Here is an 8,582-nt window from a genome sequence, read left to right as displayed (position 1 = left end):
GCCAGCCCGCGCACCGTGCAGCGGGCGCTGGATTCGCTTGCCGATGAAGGCAGGGTGCAGTCCTTCGGGCGCGGGCGGGCGCGGCGCTGGATGAGCCCGCCGCTACCCGGTTTCCCGACGATCTTGTTACTCCCGGGACCGCTGCCCAGTGATTAGTATAGGCCAACGATCGGGATGGCCCGCGTTTTGAGGATGGAAGAGATGAAAAAATCGGCTGCGACTATCATCCGTGAATATGGCCCCTTTCCCGGCGCCGAGCGCGTCAACGGCGTCACCTTCGACGGTGAACACGTCTGGTTCGCCTCGGGCGACAGGCTGAATGCGCTCGATCCAGCAAGCGGCGAGGTGGTGCGCTCGATCGAGGTCGCATCCCATGCCGGCACGGCCTTCGATGGCGAGTTCCTCTATCAGATCGCCGAGGATGTCATTCACAAGATCGACCCGAAGTCCGGGCGTATCCTTTCCACCATCCCGGCGCCAGGCAATGGCGGCGATTCCGGCCTTGCCTGGGCCGAAGGCTCGCTCTGGGTCGGCCAGCACCGCGGCCGCAGAATCCATCAGATCGACCCGGAAACTGGCAAGATCCTCCGCACCATCGAATCCAACCGCGTCGTGACAGGCGTTACCTGGGTCGACGGCCAACTCTGGCACGGCACCTGGGAGGGCGATGACAGCGACGTCAGGCGCATCGACCCCGAAACGGGCGAAGTGCTGGAGCGGCTGGAGATGCCCGAGGGCACCGGCGTCTCCGGCCTCGAATCCGACGGCGGCGACTGCTTCTTCTGCGGCGGAGGCGGCAGCGGCAAGATCCGCGCGGTGCGCCGGCCGGGTTGAGCGCGATGCGCCACCTGGGTGAGCGCGATGCCCTGAGCCATGCGAAGGGCCGGGAGAGGCAAGGTTGACAAGGGGAAGTAGTCGATGCGGCGTATCTTCCCCCCGGGCGACAGTCAGCTCGCCAAGCCGCACGTCGATATCAAGGTCAATCGTAAGAATTTCGATCAAGTGAGCGATTGATTTCATCACGTCACGATCTACTTTCGCGGCAGTGTCGAGGCTTGGGTCGAAGGCTGTAGGCAAAGCCGGTATGATCGCGGGGGAGAGACTTTGAAACATCTGCGCACGACGCTCGGGCCTAAGAGCAGATCCGAACTTGGGATGATCCTCCCGCATGAGCACGTCTTCGTCGACCTCAGGACGCCGGACCAGCCCGGTTATGCCGAAGCAGACGTCGAAGACGTCGTTCGGTTGATGGCCCCCGAGATCGAGCGGATCAAGAAGCTCGGGGTGACGGCACTGGTCGAATGCTCGACGGGCGGCGTTGGACGCCGTGCGGATATCGATCTTGCCGTGTCGCTCGCGACGGATTTTCCGATCGTCGTTCCCACCGGCAATTACCGCGAGCCCTGGATTCCCGAATGGGTCCGCCAGGCTTCCGAGAAGGAACTGGAGGCGTGGATGCTTCGCGAGCTGACGGAGCAGATCGATGAGACCGGGTTCCAGGCAGGGTGGATCAAGCTCAGCGCCGGCGATGACGGCATGACGGCGCTCGAGACGAAAATCCTGCGGGCAGCCGCGCGCGCCGCGGCGCAGACAGACGCCGTCATCGGCAGTCATACGATCAGGGGACGGGTCGTTATGGATCAGCTCGATGTCATCGAGGCAGAGGGCTACAGGGCCGACAGGTTCATCTCGATCCATACGCAGGAAGAAAAGGACTTCGCCTATAATGTCGCCGTCGCTGAGCGAGGCGCCTGGATCGAGTATGACCATGTCGGCCGGGGCGGAGACGACGAGGTAGCGGATCTGGTGATCAAGGCGCTGGAGGCGGGCTGCGGCGATCACCTGTTGTTGAGCCATGACCGCGGCTGGTTCGATCCGGCGCTGCTGATGGGCGGGATACCCAAACCGTACACCCATCTTTCCACGGTCTTGCTGCCCGAGCTGAAACGGCGCGGCATAGACGACGGGACCCTGATGCGCCTCACCCACGACAATCCGTTCGAGGCTTTTGCCCGATAGGGGAGTGGCTGGCCTAATTGCTCGAAAGGGCATTTGTTTCAAGTTCAGGCCGAAATGTTGATCCGGGCTCGCGGGGGGCTCATTCAGAAATCGACGCGATACCGGGATCTATGCCGCGCCGCGCTCGTCGAACAAAAGCGCCATGCTGATCGCATCGATGAACCGACCGTCGATGCGTGCCGCACGTCGGACGATGCCTTCGCGGGCAAATCCCATCTTTTCGTAGAGAGCAATAGCACGGGCGTTGTCTTCATAAACATCGAGTTCAACCCTGGCAAAACCGCTTTTCTGCGCGGCTCTCAATGTGGTCTCGATGAGCCTTCGTCCGAGGCCCTTGCCCCGATAGGCGGGAAGGATCCCCATTCCGAGTTTTCCGCGATGGGCGTGGGACGGGAAAAAATGTCGGCTGATGTCGCACCAGCCGAGGACCTGGTTTTCAGCGGTGACAACGAATTGCGGATTGCCTTTTGCTATCATGCCCATCACGAACTCCCGCATCTGCGGCAGCGGCGTTGCTTCCAGCATGGACAAGTATTTTTTCTCCCGCGCGACCACGTCGAGCGCATGATGAAAGCTGTCGATATGGACGGCAGCGATCGGCTCGATCCTGATGCCTGATGTATCCGACGATGCTGCTGCATCCATGTGCTTCTCCTTCAACGATTGCGATGCCTATGGGAGACCTGCCGCAGACCCGCACGGGAGCGCATAATTCACGGTCCGTCAACCTTTGCGTGTCAATTTCTCGGCAGCGGGCGCCATCAAAAGGTTGCAGGTATTGAAGGTCGGGCTCACATCGCACATTACGTTCGTCCTGGTGACGCTCACCTGCGCGGCGGCTGTCTTGTTGTGCGGATTTGCGTGGCTCGCAGCGGTGAAGGTCGATGATCTCTCGCTCCGTCGGCAGGCCGATTTCGTCCGACAGGGACTGGAAGAGCAGATCGCGGCACTTCCGCGGGAGCAGGAAAGCGTCACCAAATGGGACGATGCCTTTCTCTATACCAAACAGCGGAACCATGAGTGGCTGCTCGACAATGTCGGCCAGTGGACCAACCGGTATTTCGGGCACGACAGAACCTACATCTTCGACGACACCAATCGCCTGATGTTCGCCTTCCGTGACGGCGCCGATGCCATGCCGCCGCGGCTCGGCAGCGACGACGGTCAAGAAATGACTGCTCTCGCCGGAGAGATGCGCGCCGTTCTCGTCGAGCGGGCTGCAAAGCCCGGCGCTGAAGCGCTTGGTCAACTGGCCAAGGTTCGGACGATTATGATCGGCAACAGACCGGCAATTGCCAGTGCGCGTCCCATTCTGCCGAGCTCGGCCAGGATGCAGATCGAGGCGGGCCAGGAGTTCATCGCCATCTCGGTCAAGTTCATCGATGGAAAAACTGCCGAAAACATCGCCCATCATGCGCTGCTCGAAGGGTTGCATTTCGCGCCTTCGAAAGGTGAGGACGAGCGGGCGCAAGTGTTGGTGTCGTCCCATAACGGCGGCACGATCGGCTATCTCGTGTGGCCGCCTATCCTGCCCGGTTTCATGCTGCTTCAGCAAATCGCGCCGGCAGGGCTCGGTTGCCTGGCGCTGCTGATCACCGTGGTGTTCTGGCTCGGACGAGGTCTGCATCGCACCTCGCTGACCCTGATGGACAGCCAAGAGCAGCTCACCCACCACCGCAACCATCTGGAAGAGATGGTGGCCGATCGAACCGCCGAGATCGAAAGGCAGAGAGAGGAACTGGACCGCCTGCTGGTGCACGAACGCCAGGTGAATGCGCTCCAGCGCCAGTTCGTCGCCATGGCCTCGCACGAGTTTCGCACGCCGCTCGCCATCATCGACGCCGCTGCGCAGCGGCTCTGCCGCTCGACCACCAACGTCAGCGGCGATTACGTTCACGAAAAGGCCGGCGTCATCCGCAGTGCGGTGGTGCGCATGGTCGATCTGATGGAGAGTATCCTCGCCAGCGGGCGGCTCGAAACCGGACAGATCACACTGAAGCGCAGCGAAGGTGATCTGAAAGCGGTGCTCGTCACCTGTTGCGACCGACAGCGCCACCTCAGCCGCTCGCATGTGTTCCACCTCGATCTCGAGCCCATACCGGATGTATTGACGTTCGACCGCAGCGCCATGGAACAGGTCTTCACCAACCTGATTTCGAACGCCGTCAAATATTCGCCCAACGCGCCTGACATTCATGTTCGCGCCCGGGCCGACGAGAAGACGGTGGAGATCGCCATCTCCGACAGCGGTATCGGTATGGATGCGGAGGATCTGCCGAAGCTATTCCAGCCCTATTATCGCGCCCGCAGCGCGACAGGTATTGCCGGAACCGGCATCGGCCTCAACGTCGTCAAGCAGGTCGTCGAACTGCATGGCGGCACCGTCGAGGTGACGAGCGAACTCGGCAAAGGCACAACATTCACCATTCTTCTGCCAATAGAGTTTCTATTGTCGGATCAACAAGTCGCAGCTTGAGGAAGAGCTCCTGGTTACAGTCCTGTGCATAGAAGACGAAGTCGAGATCCGGAACCTCCTCGTCGAAGAGTTGAGCGAAGCCGGCTACAGGACGCTGGAGGCCTCGAACGGCGCCGAGGGACTGGAAATGATCCTGTCGAAATGGCCCGATATCGTCATTAGCGATATTTCGATGCCTGTTATGGATGGGCACCAGCTTCTGGCGGAAATTCAGATCAACCACCCCGAGCTCTCCAACATTCCCTTCATCCTGCTGACGGCACTGACCGACCGGGAAAACACGCTAGCCGGCCTGCGCGGCGGAGCGGCGGACTATCTGACGAAGCCGCTCGACTTCGATCTGCTACTCGCCAAGCTCGAAGGCTGCGTGACCCGTCTTGCCAACGACAAGGCGGTTCACCGGTCGTTCTGATGATCGATGGCGTTAGGGGGCGGCTGCGTCAATTCCACGCCTCGCGAGATTTTGACATTGGCGGCTCAGCCGGCAATGGTTCCCTGATGGAAGACGATTTTCCAGCTCCCGCCAGAGCTTTGCCAGATGGTGGTTCTGAGCGTCGTCCTGCCGGGTTCGTCCAGCGTGTAGTTCAGCAGATAGAGGTTTTCGGCGAGTCGGCGGATCGAGAAGTCCCGGCAGGGCCAGTCATGCCTTTCCGGCTGCTGGTAGCGCTCCAGTAGGTTGGCGATGACGAAGTCCCGCCGGTAGATCCTGCCACTTGCGCCAATCTCGAAAAAATCCTCCGCCGTCATGGCTTCCAGATCGTCACGGCTCGTGCCGAAGGCACGCCGGTGGAATATCGGCTCCCTCTGCCGGAGTTCGCCTAGAATGGTTTCGAGATCGAGATCAGACATCGTCAAATTCTCTAAATACGCGAATGTCGAACGATATCACTTTGTTTTCTCGCGGCGCTATCGCGACAGCCCGCCTGCTCAGCAACGTTAGCTCGGACCAGCATCGAAGGTCGCGCAGGGAGGCCGCGGCCCGCATTCCTGTTCGCAAAGCCGGTAGACTCCGTGCTTCGCGATGCGATCGTCCTCCGGCTCAAGCCGTTCTGCGACGCGCGTAAGCGCTGTCCTGCACGATATCGTTCAAATTGAATTGCCTGATCAACTGGCGAAGCGTGGCGCCTTCGTCGGCAAGCGATGCGGAAGCGGCGCTCGCCTCCTCGACCATGGCTGCGTTTTGCTGCGTGGTCTGGTCGAGGCTGTTGACGGCCGTGTTGATTTCCGCCAACCCGACGGATTGTTCCCGGGCGGAGACGGCGATGGCCTCGACATGGCGGTTGATGGCAACGATCAACTCGCCGATGGTTTTCAACGCCTCGCCGGTTTTCGAGACCAGTCCGACGCCGGCTGCGACTTCTCCCGCCGATGCATGGATCAGCGTTTTGATTTCCTTGGCCGCCTGCGCGGAGCGTTGCGCCAATTCGCGGACTTCCTGCGCCACCACGGCAAATCCCTTGCCTGCCTCGCCGGCGCGCGCGGCCTCGACACCGGCATTGAGGGCCAAGAGATTGGTCTGGAACGCGATCTCGTCGATCACGCCGATGATGTTGGAAATCTGGCTTGAGGATTGCTCGATCCGACTCATGGCCTGGACCGCCTGGCTCACGATCTCACCTGATGTCGTCGCGCCGGCATTCGCCTGCGCGGCTACCTGACGCGCCTCCTCGGCACGCTTGGAGGCGGATGTGACATTGGCGGTGATTTCATCGAGAGCTGCGGCTGTCTGCTCGAGCGCCGCTGCCTGTTGTTCGGTTCGTTTCGCCAGGTCGTTTGCACTATTGGCGATTTCATTCGAGCCGCTGTCGATGTTGACGGCCGATCCCGCCACTTCGGCGAGGGTCTGGCAGAGCCTTGCGACGGCGTCGTTGAAATCCTGGCGCAGGCCCTCGAAATCTGCATCGAAAGGCTCGGTGATCTGAACGGTGAGATCGCCGCCGGCAAGTTGCTTCAGGCTCTCTGCCAATCCGTTCGTGGCTTGCGCCATCGCTGCAGCCCGCGCGCGCTCCGTCTGCTCGCGGCGCTGCCGCTCGGATTCCGTCAGCACCCGATTCGTTTCGATATTTTCGTCGGCTCTGATCTTGGCAAGCGCCGTCTGCCGAAAGACCTCAACCGCTGCCGCCATCGCACCGATTTCGTCCGTGCGGCTGGAATAGGGAATCTGCGTGCCGGTGTCGCCAGCGGCCAGCCCGGTCATCGATTGCGTGATCTTCTTGATCGGACGCGAGATCTGGATTGCCACATAGGAGATCGCGCCAGCAACGATTGCAATCACGAGTGCCGTGAACGCCGAAGTTGTCCAGAGAATGCCCAGGTACGTGGATTGACTGTTTTCGTAGGACGCCTCGGAGCCATTGACGTTTATCGTCAGCAATTCATTGGCCAATTCTTCCGCGCGGTCGACGAATGGCTCCATGTCGGAATAGAAGATCGTCTTGGCAACATCGTTGTCGTTCTTGCGGGACTTTTCCAGCATAGGCTCGGACGATTTCTGATAGCTGGCGGCCTGCTCCTCGATCTGCTGCAGCAATTGGCCTTCGCGCGGCGAGGATATAAGCGGCTTATAGGCTGCAATCGCATCGTCAAGCTCAGTGCGTTGAGAGGTAATCTTTGCTTCTGCGGCGGCGATAGCCTGGTCGCTGATCGACATGATATGGTTGGCGTAGGCAAACTTCATGCGTTCCAGCTGGAAGCCGATATTGCGGGCAACCGAAACACTCGGCAGCCAGTTCTTGGCGATTGCCGTCGTGTCCTGGTTAACCTGCTGCACGCTCCTGAGGGAAAACAGCCCAAAGCTCAGGAAGATGAACGCAAATGTTACATTGATGATTGTCAGCGAGGTTCGAACCTTTGGCTTGCGCATGCAATACCTTCTTCGGAGCAATGATCAGGCCAAAGTTCTAGACTTGGTGATCGTTTGGCGTGTGCGAATTCTAACTCTCTGCATTTAAAGAAAAATGAATATATGTATGAGGCATAGCGGGCAGGCGGCTGTGTTCCCCGCGTCTTACGCGGATGACCACTAGTACGAGGACGGTTGCCGCCGAAGAGCACCCTTGTGTCTAATGCCTCTCTTTCGGCAGGAAGTCGCGGAGCGCCTCGAAGACGCGCGGGTCGAGCGTTTGAGACACGTTGAAGCGCATGAAATACGTTGCCGATTGCGACAGGCTGAATGCATTTCCGGGCGCCAAAACGATCCTCCTTTCCAGTGCGGCCCGCGCCACATCAGCCGCATCGATGCCGTCGGGCAGCAAGCACCAGAGGAACATTCCGGCCTGGGGCTCCAGCCAGGGCGTTATGCCTAAGCCCTTCAGCTTGGCCGAGACCTCGCTCATCGCTCGGGAGAGCCGGTGTCTCAGCGTCTCCATGTGTTTGCGATAGCTGCCGTCGCTCAAGACGTTCAGCACCAGTTCCGCCGTCAGCCGGCCGCCGCCGAAGGAGGTGGCGATCTTGAGGTCTGTCAGGCCGTCGATCCATTCCGGTTTCGCCACGACGAAACCGCAGCGGGCTGAGGCCGACAGGGTCTTCGAGAAGCTGCCGATGTGGATGACCCGCTCGAGCCCGTCGAAGGCGGCAAGGCGGGGGGCCGGCGTATATTCGAAATCGGCGAAGATATCGTCCTCGATGATGGTCAGGTCGAACTGGTCGGCGAGTTTTAGAACGCGGTGGGCGGTAACAGGAGACAACGTCGCGCCTGTGGGATTGTGGATGGCGGAGTTGGTGATGTAGAGCCGCGGACGCTCACCGGCGACGACTTGCGCAAACGCTTCGATATCGGGACCGGACGGAGTGTAGGGCACACCGACAATCTTTGCCCGATGGGCGCGCAGCAGCGCATGGAAATTGAAATAGCAGGGATCGTCGACCAGCACCGTGTCGCCGGGTTCCAGCAGGAAACGGCAGAGCAGATCGATTGCCTGCGTGCCGGAATCGGCCAGCATGATTTGGTCCGGGGAGGCTTCGATCCCGCGTTCACCCATGCGGCGGGAAATCAGCTGGCGCAGTTGCGGCAAGCCGAGCGGCGAGCTGTAATCGGCGAGCGCCGGCCCGTCGGCGCGGGCAAGCGTTCTGAGCCCGCGGCGCATGC

At 60.6% G+C, this 8,582-nt stretch carries 8 protein-coding genes and 1 pseudogene; 5 read left to right on the top strand and 4 right to left on the bottom strand.

The features are described 5' to 3' along the window. The 3 genes and pseudogenes from MOV76_RS37175 to MOV76_RS37165 form a co-directional block, all read left to right on the top strand. Positions 1-156, top strand: a pseudogene (locus MOV76_RS37175) (helix-turn-helix domain-containing protein); the annotation flags it as partial. A 45-nt stretch (positions 157-201) separates the two neighbouring features. Further along, positions 202-834: a PQQ-binding-like beta-propeller repeat protein gene (locus tag MOV76_RS37170; RefSeq protein WP_026230653.1), complete on the top strand. Its 633-nt coding sequence runs from the start codon at positions 202-204 to the stop codon at positions 832-834. A 270-nt stretch (positions 835-1,104) separates the two neighbouring features. Continuing rightward, on the top strand, positions 1,105-2,019 hold the full coding sequence (locus MOV76_RS37165; RefSeq protein WP_247266431.1) for a phosphotriesterase: 915 nt from the start codon (positions 1,105-1,107) through the stop codon (positions 2,017-2,019). 108 nt (positions 2,020-2,127) lie between these two features. Here the strand turns inward: MOV76_RS37165 and MOV76_RS37160 are convergent, their stop codons facing one another. Next, on the bottom strand, positions 2,128-2,664 hold the full coding sequence (locus tag MOV76_RS37160; RefSeq protein WP_247266430.1) for a GNAT family N-acetyltransferase: 537 nt from the start codon (positions 2,662-2,664) through the stop codon (positions 2,128-2,130). Between the two features lie 85 nt (positions 2,665-2,749). On the opposite strand from MOV76_RS37160, the gene MOV76_RS37155 reads away from it, so the two are divergent. Further along, a complete protein-coding gene (locus MOV76_RS37155) occupies positions 2,750-4,495 on the top strand; it encodes an ATP-binding protein (protein WP_247266429.1) in 1,746 nt (581 codons plus the stop codon). Between the two features lie 10 nt (positions 4,496-4,505). Beyond that, complete coding sequence (locus MOV76_RS37150) at positions 4,506-4,907, top strand: response regulator (RefSeq protein ID WP_018242699.1); 402 nt, start codon at positions 4,506-4,508, stop codon at positions 4,905-4,907. A 65-nt stretch (positions 4,908-4,972) separates the two neighbouring features. Here the strand turns inward: MOV76_RS37150 and MOV76_RS37145 are convergent, their stop codons facing one another. From MOV76_RS37145 to MOV76_RS37135, 3 genes are all read right to left on the bottom strand, one after another. Continuing rightward, on the bottom strand, positions 4,973-5,344 hold the full coding sequence (locus MOV76_RS37145; protein WP_247266428.1) for a DUF4440 domain-containing protein: 372 nt from the start codon (positions 5,342-5,344) through the stop codon (positions 4,973-4,975). A 190-nt stretch (positions 5,345-5,534) separates the two neighbouring features. Next, the gene (locus MOV76_RS37140; protein WP_247266427.1) at positions 5,535-7,358 is read right to left on the bottom strand and encodes a methyl-accepting chemotaxis protein; all 1,824 of its coding nucleotides are present in this window, start codon (positions 7,356-7,358) and stop codon (positions 5,535-5,537) included. A gap of 199 nt (positions 7,359-7,557) precedes the next feature. Next, a partial coding sequence (locus MOV76_RS37135) for a PLP-dependent aminotransferase family protein (protein ID WP_247266426.1) occupies positions 7,558-8,582 on the bottom strand: 1,025 nt, incomplete at its 5' end.

The organism is Rhizobium sp. PRIMUS64 (genome assembly GCF_023006465.1).
GTDB lineage: Bacteria > Pseudomonadota > Alphaproteobacteria > Rhizobiales > Rhizobiaceae > Rhizobium > Rhizobium leguminosarum.
This window is presented reverse-complemented; position numbering and strand designations above follow the sequence as displayed.